Genomic DNA, 18768 nt, shown 5'->3' with positions numbered 1-18768 from the left:
GTATAATAGCGGGTACATAGACCTTTAAAGAAACGCGCATATATGGCGTAATATGCTTTATTTACCTTAATTTTCATATATTCAGAGGAAGGTGTCAAATTTGAGCTTTACACTATATTTAGTAGAGGATGAACAAAATTTAAACGAAGTTTTAACCCTTTACCTTCAAAAAGAAGGCTGGGACGTTCGCTCATTTTTTAACGGCACGGACGCCAAAGAAATGATTGCAACTCCTCCGCATCTGTGGATTTTAGATATTATGCTGCCTGACATTGACGGGTATCAGCTCATTCGCGAAATCAAGCAGCAAACGCCACATGTGCCTGTTATTTTCATCTCAGCCCGCGATGCCGATATTGACCGGGTTCTTGGGCTTGAAATGGGCAGCGACGACTATTTATCAAAGCCTTTTTTGCCTCGTGAACTAGTTATTCGAGCAAACAAACTGCTAAACCGCGTATATGGTTCCAATCAAAAGAAAACCGATACCATTACGCTGACTCCTTATGAAATCGATTTACATACCCGTACGGTCAGTGAAAATGGAAAGCCAATTGATTTAACGTCTAAAGAATTTGATTTTCTTGTCACTATCTCAAAAGACCTTGGACAGGCTTTCTCACGGGAGCAGCTGCTGAATCTCATTTGGGGAGAAGATTATTTCGGCACAGACCGAGTGGTGGATGATTTAGTAAGGCGCGTGCGTAAAAAAATGCCGCAAGCACGAATTGAAACGATTTACGGATACGGATACCGGATGATGAAAGCATGAAAAACAAGTCGCTTGCATTTCAAATTTGGCTCGTCATCTCCGGTATTTTACTGCTTATTTCAATTTTGCTCGCTATTTTATTCCCAACGACGCTCAGGCAGTTCTTCACGAATGAAATTTATACCACTATTGAAAATGAACAGCATATTTTAAAAGAATACGGCTTGCCAAGCCGCTCAGGTGAATACTACTTTAGCAATGAAGACAGTGAACCAACACTTGGCAATCGAACCGTGGATCATATTTTATTGCCTGAACATGCGGATATCTCTTATTTTTCATCACGGGTGTTGCCTCAAGACTTTTTGAGAAAAGCACAGGAAGATGCAATCAGTCAGCGAAAAATCGTCGCTCGCTATGAAAAAGATCTCGGCAACCGGACGCTTTTTTATGTAATTCGAAAAGTAAGCGTAAACGGACAGCCTGCTTTTTTGCTTTCATTTTCGTGGGATACGTATCGCAACGCGCTCACTTCTACTCTGTTTAAACAGCTGCTTTTTGTAATTTCAATTGTATTTCTGTTCAGCTGGCTTCCATCTATTTGGCTATCAAGATATTTAAGCAAGCCGCTTGTATCGCTTGAAAAAGATGTAAAAAAAATTGCCGAACAAAATTGGCATGAGCCCGTTACAGTCAACCGTTCCGATGAAATTGGCAAGCTAGGCGCCTCGATCGAGCAAATGCGCAAAAGGCTCGTATCTAAAGATGAAGCACAGCAAACGCTGCTTCAAAATATTTCACATGATTTAAAAACACCGGTTATGGTTATTCAAAGCTACGCTCAGTCGATTCAAGACGGCATTTATCCAAAAGGTGATTTATCTCAAACGGTAAAAGTTATTGAAGATGAATCTAAAAATCTTGAGAAAAAAATCCGCGATTTGCTTTACTTAACCAAGCTTGACTATATGTCCACTCATCAGCTTGCACAAGATGACTTTGATTTTACTGCACTTCTTCATGAAGTAGTGGATCGCTTGCGGTGGAGGCGCCCTGAAATACAGTGGGAATTTGACGACGCAAACGCAACAATTAAAGGAGACAAAGAGCTATGGACAAAAGTTCTTGAAAATGTACTCGACAATCAGCTGCGCTATGCCGAGACCAAGGTTTCACTTTCACTTGCTAAACACCAAACGAACGTTCAATGTACAATCAGCAACGATGGTCCGCCGATTGATCAAAGCGTGCTTCAACACTTGTTTGAACCGTTTAAAAAAGGAGCAAACGGTGAATTCGGTATTGGCTTAAGCATTGTAAAGCGTATTGTTACGATGCACGATGGAGCAATTACGGCTGAAAATACAGACACCGGAGTAACGTTTTCACTTACTATTCCTATATAAACTAAAAAAGCAAGGGAGTCGAATCCCTTGCTTTTTTATGAAAAAAATGATGTATAGGCATAAAGAGCCGGTGAACCGCCTGAGTGGACGAACACCACATTTTCATCCTTATTAAAATAACCTTTTCGAATTAAATCAATTAGACCAGCCATCGCTTTTCCTGTATACACAGGATCCAATAAAATCCCTTCCGTACTGGCCACAAGTTTGACTGCTTCCACCATCTCTTCTGTCGGAACAGCATACCCTGGACCTACGTATTCATCCATACACACAATCTCTTCTTTTTTAAAAGGCGTTTTACTATGTAAATGATCATAAAGTTCACTCGTCAGCTTAGCAACTTTTACTTCTTGCTCTTCTTTAGCACGACTGACATTCATTCCAATAACAGATACGTCACTTCGAAGACCTTGAAAGCCTGCCACTAATCCTGCGTGCATGCCTCCGCTGCCGCTTGTGCAAACCACGTGGCTAAGCTTTATTTGCTGCTCATAGCTTTGCATAAGCAGCTCTTGTGCACAGGCAGCGTATCCGGTTGCACCGATAACATTCGAACCTCCTACTGGAATTAAATAAGGCTTATGACCTTTTTCAATTAGCTCTCGCTCTACTTTTTTCATTTCCGCTGTCAAATCAGAACCTTCAGCGACAAACCGCATGTCATGAGCGCCTAATAAATGATAAAGAAAATAGTTTCCGGTCGGCTGATCGCTTGCTTTATTTTCCCCTTCTTCCAGTACGAGCACGCATTTCATTTGCTCTTTTACAGCCGCAGCGAGCGTCAAACGACAGTGATTGGATTGTATCGCACCGCACGTTACAAGCACGTCTGCTCCTTGCGCCTTTGCATCAGCTACTAAATATTCAAGCTTGCGCGTCTTATTTCCGCCCCCTGTCAGTCCAAGCATATCATCGCGCTTCATATAAATTGAAGGTCCATTTAACTGCTGAGATAAAACCGATAGCTTTTCTAAAGATGTAGGGGAATCCGTATATTTTCTTCTAGAAAATTGAGTTAAGTTCATGCTCTCATCCTCTCTTTCATATTTGTTCTATTTTACCATATAGAAGCTTTTGAAGAGCTTTTTACGAAAAGGCTTTCTATAACTTGTATACATAAGAACAAGTAGTCAACATACATTAAACCATATAAACAGTTTGAAGGAGTGTTTTCAATGAGTGAAAAAGCAGTACTTTGCAGCGTCTCACGAGTAGTCAAATCACAGCACATTTTTCCAAATGACCTAAACAATCACCACACCCTTTTTGGGGGGAAAATTGTCGCTGACATGGACATGACGGCTTCTCTTTCAGCAGCTAAACATTCCCGAAAGTCGTGTGTTACGGCTTCCATTGATCACGTTGACTTTATCGAACCCGTCACCGAAGAAGATTTTATTTCATATGAAGCATTCGTTGTTGTTACAGGAAAAAGCTCTATGATTATTTTTGTTAAAGTGATTGCCGAAAATTTGTTAACGGGCATTAAGCGTATTGCAGCTACTTCTTTTCTTACCTTTGTTGCATTAGAAAACGGGAAACCTGCCCCCGTTCCTCAAGTTATTGCTCAAACTGAAGAAGAAAAAAGTCTTCAAAAAGTAGCTCTTGAACGAAAAGAGTCCAAAAAAACGCAGGTTGAGCACAGCAAAGCGATTGCGAGCATTTTATCTAAATCTTTGCGCAGCAGTAATTAAGCTCTTCATCTAAAAAGCAGCTGTCTGCTTTTTAGACGAAGTTTTTTTAGTTTTCACATTGTTATTTAATGTAATATGCGATATATTGGTTTTATGAAAAATGACATTCAACCTCTCAAACGACTTTCTTTAAGAGAAGAAGTCTATCAAACACTTAAACATAATATTGTCATGCTTGAATTTCAGCCGGAACAAAAGCTTCAGGATAAAGAATTGGCTGAGCAATTTGGAGTTAGCCGCACTCCTGTTCGAGAAGCATTAAAAAGACTTGAAGATGAAGGCCTTGTCCAAACGACACCTGGCTCTTCTACAAAAGTGGCTCCATTAAACCTTGAGGAGGCAAAACAATCTTTTATTGTCGTCGCAGCTCTTCATGCACTTGCTGCTAAGCTGGCTTGTAATTCGTTACAAGAAGAAGATATGGGCGAACTAATCAAACACAATCAATCTCTAGAACATGCAATCAAAACAAGAAATGTCCTTAAAGCGATTGAAGCGGATGAAGCATTTCATTCCGTCTTTTTAAAACGGGCGAACAATATAGAGCTAGAGCGTGTTGTAAAACAAACAAGCGCCAAAATTCAGCGTTTAGAAATAGCTCGCTTTTCTTCTCTTTCTAGTCTTGCTTCCGTTGATCAGCACAAAGAAATCATAAACGCTTGTCGTCAAAAAGATGCCGCACTGACAACGCAGCTTGTCGAAACGAACTGGCTGACGCTAGGTGAAGCGCTGACAAGTGAGGAGGAATCCAAGTGAAGCCTCTTTTATTAGGCATTGCTGCATCATTCTTTTTTGCTTTTACATTCGTTTTAAATCGAGCGATGGATTTATCCGGAGGCAGCTGGGCGTGGAGCGCGTCGCTGCGCTATTTTTTTATGGTACCTCTTTTGCTTGTGCTCGTTTATTTTTGGGGTGGTATTAAACCTGTGGTGGCAGAAATAAAAGCCCAGCCGCAAAAATGGCTGCTTTGGAGCACGGTTGGATTTGGCTTATTTTACGCTCCTCTTTGTTTTGCTTCAGCCTACGGTCCCGGCTGGCTTATTGCAGGAACTTGGCAAATCACAATTTTATCGGGGTCTCTCCTAGCTCCTTTGTTTTACAAAGAAGGAAAGAAGCGAGGAGGCATTCCTTTCAAGCAGCTAGGTTTTTCGTTTATTATTTTAATAGGAGTTGTGCTCATGCAGCTTGAGCATGCGACTGAACTGTCGGCCGCTACTGCCTTGCTTTGTACCATTCCCATTTTGATTGCCTCTTTTGCGTACCCGCTTGGCAACCGTAAAATGATGGAGGTGTCGTCACTTAATACGTTTCAGCGCGTGCTTGGAATGACGCTTTCAAGCCTGCCGTTTTGGATTATTCTTTCTGTCTATGCCTACGTGACCGATGGACTACCAAAAACAACTCAGATTTATCAAAGCAGTTTAGTTGCTTTACTTTCAGGAGTATGTGCAACAGTTTTATTTTTTGCAGCAACCGACCTTGTTAAAAAAGATTCTCAAAAGTTAGGTGCAGTTGAAGCTACACAATCGATGGAAGTTTTATTTGCACTGCTAGGAGAGGTCTTCCTTCTATCAAGTCCTTTGCCATCGATTCTTTCTTGGGTTGGAATGGGAGTTATCATAGCAGGCATGGTGCTTCACAGCTACCAAACGAGTCATAAAAAAGCTATACCGCAAAAAGAATTGACCTACTAATCAATAACAAAAAAGAGCGTCTCAGTCGGCGCTCTTTTTGTTTATACAACAGATCTTCTTTCTAAATTGAAGACATTCACCTGCTCAGCATCAAAGCGGCTTAGCAACGAATCTACCCCGTACTCAAGTGCAAAAGCACGTTCATTTTCTGAAATCGGAACGGCCTGCAGGAACGCTACTTTTTTATCAGATAGTTCAATCGTTGAAAAATTATCCCATAAAAACGGCGGAATCAGCAAAATGTGCTGCATATGAAAGCTGTCATCAAGGACTGCAATAACGTCTTTATAAATAGCTCCTGGGAAGATGGACACATGAGATTTCATCATATGGAAAATACAGTTTGCTAAAATAGCAGAATAAATACCGAATTCCTCATGACAAGCCCCAACGATTTCAATTCGAAGCGGGATCCCTCCAACTGTATAGCCTGTCGGACATTGATGTCCACCGAGCGTTGCATACGCGGTTACGTCTTGACGCGGATGGTTTTCACACGCCACAACGTGAATACCATGCTTTTTTCTTTCATCTGAATAATCTTCAATTCGATCCTTTTGACCAAATACATCTATTGCTTTATGTATAATTAATTCTTCATCTTTTGTAAAATTACTCATAAAAAACCTCCTTGCTTGCGACCTTAAAAAGCTCCCTACTGTACAGCATATACTACTGCACTCGCTTACGATATAGTTTTTAGAAAATGTGATAGAAATGTTATCGTTTCGTAACATACTATGAAATTGTACCAAGAAGCAAACAAGAAACCTTAACCAATTTTTTCTTTTCCCATAAAAAATAGAGCCTGCACCATGGCAGCCTCTATTTTTTATGACATTATTATGAAATAATTTGTAATTCTTTTGGGTACTTCGTTAACGTTTCGTATCCATCTTTTGTAATGATTACATCATCTTCGATACGCACGCCTCCGAGTCCTGGAATATAGATACCCGGTTCAATTGTATATACCATGCCTTCTTGAAGCACATCATCATTGTTGCGGCTCATTGAAGGAAACTCATGCACGCTGATGCCAAGACCATGACCAAGACGATGCAAGAAATACTCTCCATACCCTGCTTCTGTAATAATATTGCGTGCTACCATGTCCAAGTCGCCAATGCGAGTGCCGGGCTTGGAAGCTTCAAGAGCTGCCTGCTCGGCGCGCTGTACCGTTTCATAGATTTCTTTTTGCTTATCATTAATGGACTTGTAAGCGACTGTACGCGTAATATCTGAACAGTATCCGTCTAGCACTACACCTAAATCGAACAGAACCATATCTCCTGGCTTTAACGTGCGAAGACCTGGGTTCCCGTGCGCTTCTCCCGTTTTTTCACCAAATAAAACCATCGTTGAAAACGACATCTCACGAATTCCTTTTCGCTTTAGCTCGTATTCAATTTTAGCCAGAACATCCATTTCCGTAACGCCTTCTTTTAAAGCAGCTACGCCTACTTCTACACCAAAATCAGCTAAGGCAGCTGCCTTTTGCAGAATCTCAACTTCACGCTCATCTTTAATTAAACGCAGCTGATTTAACTTCTCTTCTGCTCCGACTAGCTCAGCGTTTGGATATAGGCTAAGCAGTTCTTCGGCTCTCGCATACAGCAGCTGCTCTTTCTCTACAGCAACCTTTTTCACATCTATTACGTTTCGTTTATGTAAAGCTTCTTTAATAAGTTCCCAAGGATTTTGATGGTCTTCATATCCAATCACATCAAACTTCCAGCCGGCTTCTTTTGCTTGTCCCACTTCCATTGATGGACAAACAAGCATCGGCTCCGCTTCGGTAAACACAAATAAGCCAAGCAAACGCTCATGCGGATCCGTGTGAAATCCAGTTAAATAAAATACGTTTTCGGTTGACGAAATAAAGGCCGTTTCTACATTCTTTTCTTCTAGCCACGATACGACTTTTTGTAAACGTGCTTCCATTAAAAAAACCCCTTTCATTGTGCAATATTACTATTATAACATAGTTATTTAGCAATATTGTACAATGAATAGAGGTTAAGACAAAGCCGCGTGAAGAGTAGTAAGCTGCTCTTTAATCGCTTTTCGCTGAATACTTACTTTCATCAGCCAGCCATTTTCTCCGTATCTATAAATAAATTCGTACGTACCTTTAGGAAAATATTCTTTTACCAGCATGTCTCGGTTTTCAACAAATCCGGGATCGCCAATAAAATAGGTACCTTCTTCAAGCGGAAGCTCATGAACTTTTTTTTCTAGCTGCTTCTCTTCGTCTTCGTCATCATCTATCACAATGTGCAGACCGCCTTCATCACGCACAACATCAAATTCACCGTTTTGTTCAAGCTCAAGCACCGGCACCACCTGTCCATTTACCGTCAACAGCTGCTTCGTTCCTTCAAGGACCTGGGACCAGTGATCATCGTATAAAGTAGAAGAATAAAAAATATAGCCCTGAGATTTATATAATAAAAGCAGCTGTTCAAAATGATTTTTTACTTGTTCTTTATCAAACAGAATAACAAAATGCTTTCGATAGAAAAAACTTGTAAAAGGCAGAATAGACGATTGATTAAGCTCTTTAATTATTTCAGCACTATCTTTACCTGAAATAATAGCTCCGGTCAATTCCCCCGCGCCATAAGGTTTCCAATGACTTAACGCCGCTTCTGGAATCAGCACAAGGTTCGAAGATGACACATATATACTCATTCGCTTCACTCCTTTTTTCTACATTTAGACCTATATTTGATTCTCCACAAACAGAGACTTTCCTCTTATTCCATTCTTAAAAGACAGAACTTTTTCCCTAACTATGATAGATTATAACAAATATCCTCGAAAAAAATAACCTTTATTTCCTCTTTCTTCTATTTGTACACTTCTCTTATTTTAGCTGTCTTCACAGATTTACTAGTGAACGTACTTGCTAATCTAATTCCTTAGTGTTAATTTTATTATGTCGTTTTATAATTTTTTGCATAATTGGTTTCAAACAAAAAAGTATTAATATTTTTGAATGCGATGGTGAGACATTTGGAAGAACGTACAGAACGTAAACAACATAAAAGAAAAAAGCAAAGAAAAAAGAAACGCTTTAGAAAGCTACTTCTTTTCTTTCTCATTTTTGTAATCGCCGCTGGTGCGTATGTGTATTATCAATACCAACAAGGGTTAGCAGAAGCAGACGGAGCTTTTGGGAAAGATGGACAATTTGATTTTAATGGTGCAAGTGCCAATTTAGATAGCATGAATGTGCTGCTTCTTGGAATTGACTCTCGAGGTGAAGAACATTCGCGTGCCGATACAATCATGATTGCTCATTATGACAAAGACAGCAATCAGCCTAAAATTGTTTCTTTGATGCGTGATTCATATGTGGATATTCCCGGACATGGCAAAAACAAATTAAATTCAGCCTATGCATTTGGCGGTCCCGAATTAATGCGTAAGACAATTAAAGAAAATTTCGGCATAGATGTAAACTATTATGCCGTTGTTGATTTTAAAGGTTTTTCTAAAGTTGCCGATACGATTGCCCCTGAGGGAATTACGGTTACCGTGCCGCACGAAATGTCATCAGGAATTGGCATGACGCTAAAACCTGGAAAACAAACTCTTCACGGAGATAAATTACTAGGATACGTGCGATTCCGACATGATAGCCAAAGTGATTTCGGGCGCGTGAAGCGTCAACAAGAAGTGATCGGTAAATTAATGGATGAAGCTCTTCAAGTAAAGACGCTGGCGAAAGCTCCTAAGCTATGGGGAGTCATTGATCCATATGTGGATACAAATATTCCGCCAAAAACATTTATTGTGATAGGAAAAGATTTTTTAGTTGGAAATCAGCCAGATTTAAAATCTCTTCGTTTACCGGTTGAAGGTTCCTATTCAAACGAACGAATATCCGGTATTGGTGCTGTTTTAAGCATCGACCTTGAAGAAAACAAACAAGCGTTACAATCATTTTTAAATTAGGAAAAGGTGTCCATTAGCGGACACCTTTTTTATACTATTCAAAAAAACTTCTGTTTTTCCTCCCTATCCTTCAAAAAATTTTCAGCTTCGACAAAAAATGAAGCCATTTTCCTAGAAACAGCCGTTTCTTTGGAGTTCTATTTTTGCTGTTACATGCGTATATGAAAGGAGAAGGACTTCTTTTTATATTTTTTAGCCAAGGAGATGAAATGATGAAATTATATGGTTTTCAAGCTGAAGAAGAGCGTTCCTTTCTTCATTCTACCTATAAAGTAAACCCATTACTTTCTCATACTGGAGATGTCAAAATCAGCTTTTTATCTTTTCAAGAAAATGATTATACCCCTCGTCAAGAAGCTACGATTCCACAGCTTCTTTTAGTCGTTCACGGGGAAGGCTGGGTAGCTGGCGATAACGGACTGAAAATTTATATCAAACAAGGTGAATCAGCATTTTGGAGAGCCGGGGAATCTTTTGAAGTCGGGAGTCTAACGGCTATGACAGGACTACTAATTGAAGGATTAGATATCGCTCCTCAAAAGCTGCTTACTTCTTTCTCACGAACAAACGCAAATTAAAAAGCCGCTGTGACGCGGCTTTTTTTATTATCTTAGTAATCGAGCGTAGCTTTCTGCACTATCTTGAATAACTTTGTCACTCAGATCACCGCCTGCTCCTTGAAATAAAAATGGCGTTTGAAACTTCATACCTGTTAAATTTGCCATAGCTTGAAAAGGAAGAAGCAGATGATTCATTGGGTAACGGTTGTATCCCCCTTCTTGATAAGCTTCTGCAGGGCCCCCTGTCGAAGTAGCTACGACAAACTCTTTTCCCTGAAGTTTAGTACCTTTGCTTCCATAAGCCCAGCCGTATGTTAAGACAACATCTTGCCACTCTTTTAAGAGTGCTGGTGAGCTGTACCAGTAAAATGGAAATTGAAAAACAATACGATCGAATTGAACAGCTAACTCCTGCTCTTTTTCTACATCAATTTTGAAATCAGGATAGTTTGCGTATAAATCATGAACGTACACATTCTCTTCTTTTTTTACTCGCTCTGCCCACGCTTTATTAATACGAGAAGATGCTAAGCTTGGATGCGCTAAAATAACCAGTGTTTTCATTTTGATACTCTCCTTCTGATATTTGTGCTTGCTTTATTCTTTTCTATTTTTATGCTTGCCTCTAACGGCTTGTTCAGTCATTCTTTCCTTTTCCTTCAGAAAATCTGAGTTAGTTTACACTTATAAACTACCAGTATTATCATTCTGCTTCAATAAAATTGACTTTGTTTTTATCACCTTTAATTTTTTTATGTACCCAAAACGGCAGATAAAGGACAAGAAAGCTAAGAATCATGATTCCTTCAATCCATACTAAATACCAAGGATGAGGTCCAAGAACATCCAGTAAGGAAGCGTGCTCTGGCTTTTTCATCATATATAAATAATTCGCCCCGAGTAAACGATTCATAGCATAGATAAAACCTCCGTACAGATTAACAGATACTACGCTTACCCATAAAGAACGAAACGTCGGCTCATATCTGCAGACAGCAATTAGCATACAGCAAGCAAGTACCACACCGCCATGCGATACATAAAACTGCACATAGCGAAACTGGGCATACGCATAGCCGCCAAGGTCCGGGGTAATCATCGCTTGAACAGAGCTGCTGATTCCTGCGAAGTACACAAAATAAAAAAGAAGCCTGCTTTTGGTTATCAGCATAACAGCAGCCAGCAGCACGACTATATCGCTGAGCTGAAGAGGCAAGGAAGTTTCAGCGGACCACTGATGGCAGCTGATTTCCCAAGCCTGGTAGGCTGTTTCTGAAGCAATTAGAATCAGTGAAAGCAAAATGAACACAAACATCTTTTTTCGCAGCTGCTTTCGACACAAAAAAATAAATGCTCCTATGATCACGATAATAGCTAAAGTTACAAGATGTTCAACTGAAAAAAGCTGAAAGGAATGTTGTACAGGATGACACGTAAAAAATGAATTCATAAAAGCGCCTCCCTTCCATCAGAAAACAAATTCGGTACCTTTAGCTTGTTCATAAGGCCTCATTTTCATTAATGCTTCTCCCGCATTAAAAAGAGATTGAGACATAACGAAATCACGCCAATCTAAAGACGGACGAATGGAGTAAATAATCAAGTATGGATCACTTCTTGCACCGCAGTTGATTTCCATGCAAGGCTTCGCTTTCCGCGGGAGTCTTCGCGTTGCCCTCCAATCAACTGCTAGAAACAACTAAAATAAAAAGATCCGAACGATTCATCGTTCGGATCTTCTTTCAACTAACATACTGTTGTCCTAGCTTTTTTCTTCGTTTTTACTCCTTAATTAATCCTTTTTTCACTAAGAATTGATGAGCAACTTCTTCAGCCGTTTTTCCTTTCGCATTTACTTGATAGTTCATTTCACGCATTTCATCATCACTGATTTTACCGCCCAGTTGATTTAAGATTTTTTTCAGTTCAGGGTGCTCTTTTAGCGTATCTTCACGAAGCACAGGCGCTCCTTGATACGGAGGGAAGAACTGCTGATCGTCTTTTAAGACTTTCAAACCAAACTGTTTGATTTCAGGGTCCGTTGCGTAAGCATCAAGCACGTTAATATCGCCTTTTTCTACAGCGCGATAGCGAAGCTTCGGCTCCACCGTTTTAATATTCGGGAAGGTAAGGCCATATTCTTTTTGAATGCCTACATAGCCGTCTTCGCGATCTTTAAACTCAAGCGTAAACCCTGCTTTTACTTTATCTGTTGCATTTGCCAAATCTGAAATAGTTGTTAGATTATTTTCTTTAGCGAATTCTTTTGTTACGGTCAATGTGTACGTATTATTAAACTTCATTGGATCTAAATAGACAAGGCCGAATTTCTTTTGAAATCCTTCTTTTGCCTGCTTGTACACCTCTGTTTCATCTTTGCTGTCCGGCTGTTCCTTTAGATGCGTCACAATGGCTGTACCCGTATATTCAGGGTACAAATCAATTTCCTTGTTACGCAGAGCCTCAAATACAAATACCGTTTTCCCAAGCGACGAACGTAGATTTACTTTCATATCGGTTTGATCTTCAATTAATTCTTTGTACATATTAATTAAAATATCTTGTTCTGCACCAATCTTCCCTCCGATAACAAGGTCTGGTTTTGTTGCGCTCATCGCTGCAAACGGAGAAACAAGAATGAGTATTAATACGATGATCATAATAAACGAGCGTTTTTTGGACCCTTTTTTAGCTGAGTGTTCAATCGTTCGCAGAATTCCATCAAAAATAAGCGCTAATAATGCGGCTGGAATGGCTCCTAATAAAATCAAACTATTATCGCTTCGGTCAATACCAAGCAAAATTAAGCTTCCGAGTCCGCCCGCTCCGATAAGAGCCACGATTGTCGCTGTACCAATAATGAGTACCATCGCTGTGCGAATTCCGGCCATAATGACAGGAAGTGCTAGAGGAAGTTCTACTTTGATTAATCGTCTCCACGAGTTCATCCCCATGGCTTTGGATGCTTCAATTAAAGATGGGTCCACTTCTTTAATTCCGGTATATGTATTTCGTACAATAGGAAGAAGCGAATATAAAAACAGTGCAATAACCGCGGGAAAGGTTCCAATTCCGACAAGAGGAATCAGTAATCCTAATAAAGCGAGTGAAGGAATGGTTTGCAGTACGGCTGTTACGCCAATGATCGGTTCAGCAATGCGGTCATGCCTCGTTAAGTACAGTCCGAGCGGCACTGAAATTAATACGGCGATAACAAGAGCCAGTACGGAAATTTGAATGTGTTCAAGAAGAGCTTGAAACAGTGCATCTCCTCGTTGATCTAATAATGTGCTTAGTGCATTCATTACAGCGTTCCTCCTTCTTTCGTTTTATCAGAAAGAAACGCTAATAGGTTTTTGCGCGTTACAACGCCAATGCGTTTGCTCCCTTTTTTCACGGCTATTGCTTCATGGTCGTAAAGGGCGTCCATTGCCTGCTGAACAGTGGCGGTTGAAGCTAGCTCTTCAGTAGGCTCTACGTCTGGCTGTTCACTTTCTTTGACAAACATATCCAATGTCTCAAATAAAGCATTGCCTTGATTTCCAATAAATGTTTTTACAAATTCATTTTTAGGCTTTTGAATGAATTCCTCCGGGGTTCCAACTTGAACAATTTCCCCATCTTTCATCAGGCAGATACGATCTCCAAGCGTCATCGCTTCGCTCATATCATGCGTAACAAACACAAATGTTTTTTTGATTTTTTCTTTTAAGCTAATAATATCTTGCTGAAGCTGTTCGCGGCTTAACGGATCGAGGGCACTAAAGGGTTCGTCCATTAAAATAACGGGGGGATCGGCTGCGAGGGCACGTGCTACACCTACACGTTGCTGCTGGCCACCTGAGAGCTCAGACGGCTTTCGGTTTCTATATTGCTTTGGGTCTAGTCCTACCAAGGTAAGCAGTTCATCAATGCGCGTTTTGATTTTGTTTTTCTTCCAATGCTTCATCTCGGGTACAATGGCTATATTTTCAGCAATGGTCATATGAGGAAAAAGAGCAATCTGCTGCAGGACATAGCCAATGTTCCAGCGTAACTTATGTATGTTGTGGGCCGATACGAGCTTATCTTTTATGTATAGTTCTCCTTCGGTAATATCATGAAGACGGTTAATCATTTTTAAGGTGGTTGTCTTCCCACACCCACTCGGACCAATTAAAACGAAAAACTCCCCTTCTTTAATTTCTAGATTAATATTTTTCACGGCGGTCGTACCGTCTGGATATTGCTTTGACACATTCTTAAACGTAATCAAATTATCGTTCACACTCCCTGTTGAAATTTAACCCCTAGTTTCGTGTACCCAATACTTAGAGGCAATAAACATTCTTTTAAGAATATTTCTAAATATGATTCATAAGACATAGTGGAAAAGATACACATGTTTTCTCATAGCCTCCTAATAAGGCTATCAAACTGTTAAAGTTTTCACAAGGCGGGGAAGAATAATTCGGAGAAGAATTTTAAAGTCAACACAAATAAAAAAACCTTCTTTCAACAAGAAAGAAGGTTTTTTTAGTATGCTAGCGACAGGGATCGAACCTGCGACCTCTTGCTTACCATGCAAGTGCTCTACCTACTGAGCTACACCAGCGTCTTGGAAAATTATATCACGTTTAAATTTATTTAGGAAGCGCTTTTTTAAATTTTTTTATTGGTATATTCTCTAATTTGCGTCTTCTGAAATTCGCACTTTCTACAAAGTTCCATATTTTATGTTAGAACTCCTTACATAAATTGTGTGAATTTTCTTTTTTTATATTACCCTTAGTAAAAGAGCTTACAAAAGAAGGGAAGAAAATAGATGGAACAACAACCAACCATGACCAAATCAAAAACGGCAACTCCCTACCCAAGAGACTGCACGTTCAGCCTGGAAGATTGGACGACGCTCGCCAAGTATTGGTACCCGGTCGCACGCTGCAGTGATGTAACAGAGAAACCAACGTCCGTAAAACTACTAGATGTAAATCTAGTTCTATACCGCACGACAAACAAAGTAGTAGCGGCTCGTGATTTATGCGTTCACCGAGGCACCCCGCTTAGCATGGGCTGGGTGGAAGATGATGAAATTGTCTGTCCTTACCACGGCTTCCGCTATGCAACGGACGGCGCATGCACGTCGATTCCAGCTCACCCTGATGCCAACATTTCTCCCCGCCTGTGTATGGCCGTCTATCCAGTTATTGAACGATTTGGATTAGTATGGACTTCCCTGACAGGAGAACAAGATAACCTGCCTTACTTCGATGCTTGGGAGGACCCTGATTTTCAGCAAATTGTTTGTCCGAGCTTTGATATCATGGGTTCGGCCGGTCGTCAAATGGAAGGCTTTTTAGACGTAGCTCATTTTGCTTGGGTGCACACGGACACATTTGGTGATCGAAACAACGCCTTTGTGCCTAAATATAAAGTAAGCGATACAGACTATGGGCTTCATGTAGAATATACCAGCACCGTGAGCAATTATTCCAAAGAACAGCAGCATTTAAATCCACCTGATTTTAAATGGCTTCGCGTCTTTGATGTTTATCCGCCGTTTACAGCTACGCTAAAAGTATACTTCCCAGAAGGCGCAGAGCTGTGGATTATGAATGCAGTCTCTCCTATTTCAGCCCGCGAAACACGTTTATTCGCACCAATCGCTCGAAACTTTGACAAAGATTCTCCCGTTGAAGGTGTGTATGACTTTAACCTTCGCGTCTTTGACGAAGACCGTGAAATGGTTGAAAACCAAAAACCTGAAGACTTGCCTTTAGACCTGCAGATGGAAGCGCATATTATGGCTGATCAAACGTCCATCGGCTACCGGAAATTATTAAAGAAAATGGGCTTAAGCTTTAGATATACAAGCTAAAAGAAATCCCCGCTGTCTCAGCGGGGATTTCTTTTTTATTTAGCAAACTGCTCGCGTCCTGCTTTTTCCTTTATCACTTCATCTTCACTTGCCGGCGTGGCGCGTTTCATAAACAATGAAAGAATTAAGGCAACCACCACTAGTACTACTGAGACGGCAAACGCATCGTTAATTCCTTGTACCATTGCCTGCATCCCAATCTGTTCTTTCATTTGAGCTGCCCCGGCTGCCGTTGCATTCGCTGCTCCTGCTCCGCTCATTGCATCTTGAGCGAGCTCTTTTGCATGCGTAGCTGTACGGTTTGACATCACCGTTACTAAAAGAGCCGAACCAATAGCTCCCGATACTTGTTGAAGCGTGTTATTCATCGCAGTACCATGCGGATTAAAGCGTTGCGGCAGCTGATTTAACCCGTTTGTCATAACCGGCATCATCACCATAGACATTCCGAACATGCGAAGCGTGTAAAGCGTAATGAGCGTTGTATACGTCGTATCAAGCTCTAAGTTACTGAAGAAATACGTCGTAACGGCTGTAATCGTTAGACCCGTTACAGCCAGTGCACGCGCTCCGAATTTATCAAATAATTTTCCGGTAATCGGTGACATCACACCCATTAGCAGCGCACCCGGAAGCATTAGTAATCCTGAATGAAGCGGAGAAATGCCTCGTACCGTTTGAACATAAATTGGCATTAGCAGCATGGCTGAGAATAATGCCATTGTGATCACCATTGAAATCGTTGATGATAAAGCAAACATTGGATATTTAAAAATGCGGAATTCAAGCATAGGTGTTTTCAGCTTGAACTGACGCGTAATAAATAAAATCAGCGCCACAGCTCCTACGATAATGGTGCCGTATACTTCCACAGAATCCCAGCCTTTATCCCCTGCTGAGCTAAATCCGTATAGAAGTCCTCCAAATCCAATCGTAGATAACACAAGTGATAGGAAATCCAAATTGATTTCCACTTTTTCTTTTTTGTCTTTTAATAGGAAGAAAGAGCCTATTAATACAATTGCCGCGATTGGCGTAACAAGGTGGAACAGCATTCTCCACTCATAGTGTTCAATTAGCCACCCTGATAATGTAGGACCAATTGCCGGAGCAAAAATCATAACTAAACCGAAAATCCCCATAGCAGCTCCTCGTTTTTCTAATGGAAAACTTGTGAGCAATACGTTCATTAAAAGCGGCATCATAATGGCTGCGCCTGATGCTTGAATAATACGAGCGGTTAACAAGACCGAAAATACGGGCGAAGCGCCGGCAAGTATGGTTCCTGCTGTAAATAAAGTCATAGCCGTTAAAAATAAGCCTCTGACAGAATAGCGCTGAATTAAAAAAGCGGTAGTTGGAATCATAATACCATTCACTAACATATAACCAGTAGAAAGCCACTGGACAGTTGACGTTGTCACATCTAAGTCTTTCATAATAGATGGCAGCGCCACGTTTAATAACGTTTCATTCAACAATGAGATAAAAGCGCCTATTAACAAAATAGCAATTATGCCATAAGGCGGCTTTTCCATTTGATTTATCGATTGACTCATTATTGTACCTCCTTATACTTCAAGTTCATTTTTTTAGACACATGTTCTACATAGAGTATATTATACTGTGAGTTCAATTTATGCAAGCGAAAAATCTTGCGTTCATGTCCTTTATTTTATCGACTTTTTTACTCCTATAACCCTTTTATATCAATATGTTGTCGTGATATCGTCCATTTCTTTAAAAAAGAACATTTGTGTAAACGCTTTAAATCATGTATCATAAAGTTGGACCATGAGTCTAATTTTATATTTAGGTGATAATAATGAATAACCGAAAACAGCAAGTTGTAAAAAATGCACACCATCTCTTCGTTGAAAAAGGATTTCAAGCTACGTCTATTCAAGACATCATTGATTATAGCGGCATTTCAAAAGGAACATTCTACAACTATTTTTCTTCAAAAAATGAATTATTAATCGCTGTTTTCACCTGGCTTCATACAACAATTGATCAAGAGCGAAACCAGCTGCTGGTTGGTAAAAGCCTGACCGATGTAGATGTATTTGTTAAACAGATTGATGCACAGATGAAAAACCATCATAAACATAAATTTTTTACATTACTTGAAGAAGTATTTGTTTCCAATGATCCTGATTTAAAAGCATACATAAAAAAAACCCAGTTTATTGAAGTAAACTGGGTTTACAAGCGGTTCATTGATTTATTTGGACAAGAAAAGAAACCGTACCTGCTAGATTGTGCAATTATGTTTCTTGGCATGCTTCATCGCAACTTTCACTATAATTTTATGGTTAACGGCACAAATACTGACCCGCATGAGATCATAAGCTACAGTGTCAAGCGCCTGCTTCCTCTTGTAGACGAAGTAGCAAATGCAGGAGACATTTTGCTCGATCCGCAAACGATTAAAGAATGGCTTCCATCTTGCCCGAATACTAAAAATCAAATAGAACAGGACATTTCTGCAGCACTTATCGATTTAAAAAAACAGGTTCACAAACAATTTACTGATGAATTTGAGCGTCAAAAATGCACAGAGCTTATTAGTTTTATTGAAGAAGAGCTGTTTAAACAATCAAATCCCCGCAAGTTTGTTGTGGATAGTGCCCTTCAATCGTTAAAGCAGCTGTCTGTTAACAACAGTAAAACGCCCCTAGAGGAACTGCAAACGATGATTGATCAGTATGTGAGTGAACTTCATTAAAAAAGATTAAGACATAACTAAATCATTCCAATTTAAAGTCGAATAAATGGGATACATGAGCTGAACCGCTTGAGACATCGCTGTTGATTTCCGTGCAAGACTTCGCTTTCCGCGGGCGGCCGGTGGGCCTCCTCATCGCGTACGCTCCTGC

Annotated in this window: 19 protein-coding genes and 1 tRNA gene; 9 read left to right on the top strand and 11 right to left on the bottom strand. The window is 40.2% G+C overall.

What is annotated here, in order from left to right; all coding sequences use genetic code 11:
• Positions 1-100: 100 nt before the first annotated feature.
• Positions 101-772, top strand: coding sequence for a response regulator transcription factor (locus AC4NPH_RS16085; RefSeq protein ID WP_053487660.1), 672 nt, complete (start codon positions 101-103; stop codon positions 770-772).
• Positions 769-2118, top strand: coding sequence for a sensor histidine kinase (locus AC4NPH_RS16080; protein WP_013058598.1), 1350 nt, complete (start codon positions 769-771; stop codon positions 2116-2118). The genes AC4NPH_RS16085 and AC4NPH_RS16080 overlap by 4 nt, the downstream gene beginning before the upstream one ends.
• A gap of 35 nt (positions 2119-2153) precedes the next feature.
• On the opposite strand, the gene cuyA is transcribed toward AC4NPH_RS16080, so the two are convergent.
• Positions 2154-3146, bottom strand: coding sequence for a D-cysteate sulfo-lyase (gene cuyA, locus AC4NPH_RS16075; RefSeq protein WP_491938816.1), 993 nt, complete (start codon positions 3144-3146; stop codon positions 2154-2156).
• Positions 3147-3296: 150 nt separating this feature from the next.
• Here cuyA and AC4NPH_RS16070 point away from each other — a divergent pair, with 150 nt between their 5' ends.
• From AC4NPH_RS16070 to AC4NPH_RS16060, 3 genes are all read left to right on the top strand, one after another.
• Complete coding sequence (locus AC4NPH_RS16070) at positions 3297-3815, top strand: acyl-CoA thioesterase (RefSeq protein ID WP_013058600.1); 519 nt, start codon at positions 3297-3299, stop codon at positions 3813-3815.
• 75 nt (positions 3816-3890) lie between these two features.
• Positions 3891-4571 carry a GntR family transcriptional regulator gene (locus tag AC4NPH_RS16065; RefSeq protein WP_491938815.1) on the top strand — a complete coding sequence of 227 codons (681 nt, stop codon included), beginning with the start codon at positions 3891-3893 and terminating at the stop codon, positions 4569-4571.
• A complete protein-coding gene (locus AC4NPH_RS16060; RefSeq protein WP_029323811.1) occupies positions 4568-5509 on the top strand; it encodes a DMT family transporter in 942 nt (313 codons plus the stop codon). The genes AC4NPH_RS16065 and AC4NPH_RS16060 overlap by 4 nt, the downstream gene beginning before the upstream one ends.
• Positions 5510-5550: 41 nt before the next feature.
• Here the strand turns inward: AC4NPH_RS16060 and AC4NPH_RS16055 are convergent, their stop codons facing one another.
• The 3 genes from AC4NPH_RS16055 to AC4NPH_RS16045 form a co-directional block, all read right to left on the bottom strand.
• Positions 5551-6129: a suppressor of fused domain protein gene (locus AC4NPH_RS16055; RefSeq protein WP_013058603.1), complete on the bottom strand. Its 579-nt coding sequence runs from the start codon at positions 6127-6129 to the stop codon at positions 5551-5553.
• A 223-nt stretch (positions 6130-6352) separates the two neighbouring features.
• Positions 6353-7453 carry a M24 family metallopeptidase gene (locus tag AC4NPH_RS16050; protein ID WP_013058604.1) on the bottom strand — a complete coding sequence of 367 codons (1101 nt, stop codon included), beginning with the start codon at positions 7451-7453 and terminating at the stop codon, positions 6353-6355.
• A 75-nt stretch (positions 7454-7528) separates the two neighbouring features.
• On the bottom strand, positions 7529-8203 hold the full coding sequence (locus AC4NPH_RS16045) for a hypothetical protein (RefSeq protein ID WP_053487663.1): 675 nt from the start codon (positions 8201-8203) through the stop codon (positions 7529-7531).
• 312 nt (positions 8204-8515) lie between these two features.
• Here AC4NPH_RS16045 and AC4NPH_RS16040 point away from each other — a divergent pair, with 312 nt between their 5' ends.
• Positions 8516-9472 (top strand): LCP family protein, encoded by a 957-nt coding sequence (locus AC4NPH_RS16040; protein WP_491938828.1) that lies wholly within the window; start codon positions 8516-8518, stop codon positions 9470-9472.
• A 209-nt stretch (positions 9473-9681) separates the two neighbouring features.
• The gene (locus tag AC4NPH_RS16035; RefSeq protein WP_228540864.1) at positions 9682-10050 is read left to right on the top strand and encodes a cupin; all 369 of its coding nucleotides are present in this window, start codon (positions 9682-9684) and stop codon (positions 10048-10050) included.
• Positions 10051-10077: 27 nt separating this feature from the next.
• Here the strand turns inward: AC4NPH_RS16035 and AC4NPH_RS16030 are convergent, their stop codons facing one another.
• The 6 genes from AC4NPH_RS16030 to AC4NPH_RS16005 all read right to left on the bottom strand — a co-directional run bounded on the left by AC4NPH_RS16030 (position 10078) and on the right by AC4NPH_RS16005 (position 14626).
• Positions 10078-10596: an NAD(P)H-dependent oxidoreductase gene (locus tag AC4NPH_RS16030; RefSeq protein ID WP_013058609.1), complete on the bottom strand. Its 519-nt coding sequence runs from the start codon at positions 10594-10596 to the stop codon at positions 10078-10080.
• Between the two features lie 139 nt (positions 10597-10735).
• On the bottom strand, positions 10736-11482 hold the full coding sequence (locus AC4NPH_RS16025) for a YwaF family protein (protein ID WP_013058610.1): 747 nt from the start codon (positions 11480-11482) through the stop codon (positions 10736-10738).
• 18 nt (positions 11483-11500) lie between these two features.
• On the bottom strand, positions 11501-11671 hold the full coding sequence (locus AC4NPH_RS16020) for a hypothetical protein (protein WP_013058611.1): 171 nt from the start codon (positions 11669-11671) through the stop codon (positions 11501-11503).
• Positions 11672-11813: 142 nt separating this feature from the next.
• Positions 11814-13337, bottom strand: coding sequence for an ABC transporter permease/substrate-binding protein (locus AC4NPH_RS16015; protein WP_055990624.1), 1524 nt, complete (start codon positions 13335-13337; stop codon positions 11814-11816).
• On the bottom strand, positions 13337-14287 hold the full coding sequence (locus AC4NPH_RS16010; protein WP_013058613.1) for an ABC transporter ATP-binding protein: 951 nt from the start codon (positions 14285-14287) through the stop codon (positions 13337-13339). The genes AC4NPH_RS16015 and AC4NPH_RS16010 overlap by 1 nt, the downstream gene beginning before the upstream one ends.
• Positions 14288-14553: 266 nt before the next feature.
• Positions 14554-14626, bottom strand: a tRNA-Thr gene (locus AC4NPH_RS16005).
• Between the two features lie 210 nt (positions 14627-14836).
• On the opposite strand from AC4NPH_RS16005, the gene AC4NPH_RS16000 reads away from it, so the two are divergent.
• Positions 14837-15889 carry a Rieske 2Fe-2S domain-containing protein gene (locus tag AC4NPH_RS16000; protein ID WP_013058614.1) on the top strand — a complete coding sequence of 351 codons (1053 nt, stop codon included), beginning with the start codon at positions 14837-14839 and terminating at the stop codon, positions 15887-15889.
• Between the two features lie 35 nt (positions 15890-15924).
• Here the strand turns inward: AC4NPH_RS16000 and AC4NPH_RS15995 are convergent, their stop codons facing one another.
• Entirely contained in the window at positions 15925-17448 is a 1524-nt protein-coding gene (locus AC4NPH_RS15995) for a DHA2 family efflux MFS transporter permease subunit (RefSeq protein WP_013058615.1), read from the bottom strand.
• Positions 17449-17714: 266 nt separating this feature from the next.
• Here AC4NPH_RS15995 and AC4NPH_RS15990 point away from each other — a divergent pair, with 266 nt between their 5' ends.
• Entirely contained in the window at positions 17715-18617 is a 903-nt protein-coding gene (locus tag AC4NPH_RS15990; RefSeq protein WP_491938814.1) for a TetR/AcrR family transcriptional regulator, read from the top strand.
• Positions 18618-18768: the final 151 nt, after the last annotated feature.

The sequence above is a fragment of the Priestia sp. MDV22-iso46 genome, from assembly GCF_058629175.1.
Note: the sequence above shows the minus strand (reverse complement) of the source record. Positions and strands in the feature narration are given on the sequence as shown.

Coding starts and splice junctions, on each gene's coding strand:
- AC4NPH_RS16055 (WP_013058603.1), bottom strand. CDS start 6,129: ATGAGTAATTTTACAAAAGATGAAGAATTAATTATACATAAAGCAATA.
- AC4NPH_RS15995 (WP_013058615.1), bottom strand. CDS start 17,448: ATGAGTCAATCGATAAATCAAATGGAAAAGCCGCCTTATGGCATAATT.
- AC4NPH_RS16000 (WP_013058614.1), top strand. CDS start 14,837: ATGGAACAACAACCAACCATGACCAAATCAAAAACGGCAACTCCCTAC.
- AC4NPH_RS16025 (WP_013058610.1), bottom strand. CDS start 11,482: ATGAATTCATTTTTTACGTGTCATCCTGTACAACATTCCTTTCAGCTT.
- AC4NPH_RS16080 (WP_013058598.1), top strand. CDS start 769: ATGAAAAACAAGTCGCTTGCATTTCAAATTTGGCTCGTCATCTCCGGT.
- AC4NPH_RS16015 (WP_055990624.1), bottom strand. CDS start 13,337: ATGAATGCACTAAGCACATTATTAGATCAACGAGGAGATGCACTGTTT.
- AC4NPH_RS15990 (WP_491938814.1), top strand. CDS start 17,715: ATGAATAACCGAAAACAGCAAGTTGTAAAAAATGCACACCATCTCTTC.
- AC4NPH_RS16020 (WP_013058611.1), bottom strand. CDS start 11,671: ATGGAAATCAACTGCGGTGCAAGAAGTGATCCATACTTGATTATTTAC.
- AC4NPH_RS16065 (WP_491938815.1), top strand. CDS start 3,891: ATGCGATATATTGGTTTTATGAAAAATGACATTCAACCTCTCAAACGA.
- AC4NPH_RS16030 (WP_013058609.1), bottom strand. CDS start 10,596: ATGAAAACACTGGTTATTTTAGCGCATCCAAGCTTAGCATCTTCTCGT.
- cuyA (WP_491938816.1), bottom strand. CDS start 3,146: ATGAACTTAACTCAATTTTCTAGAAGAAAATATACGGATTCCCCTACA.
- AC4NPH_RS16045 (WP_053487663.1), bottom strand. CDS start 8,203: ATGAGTATATATGTGTCATCTTCGAACCTTGTGCTGATTCCAGAAGCG.
- AC4NPH_RS16050 (WP_013058604.1), bottom strand. CDS start 7,453: ATGGAAGCACGTTTACAAAAAGTCGTATCGTGGCTAGAAGAAAAGAAT.
- AC4NPH_RS16070 (WP_013058600.1), top strand. CDS start 3,297: ATGAGTGAAAAAGCAGTACTTTGCAGCGTCTCACGAGTAGTCAAATCA.
- AC4NPH_RS16035 (WP_228540864.1), top strand. CDS start 9,682: ATGATGAAATTATATGGTTTTCAAGCTGAAGAAGAGCGTTCCTTTCTT.
- AC4NPH_RS16040 (WP_491938828.1), top strand. CDS start 8,516: ATGGTGAGACATTTGGAAGAACGTACAGAACGTAAACAACATAAAAGA.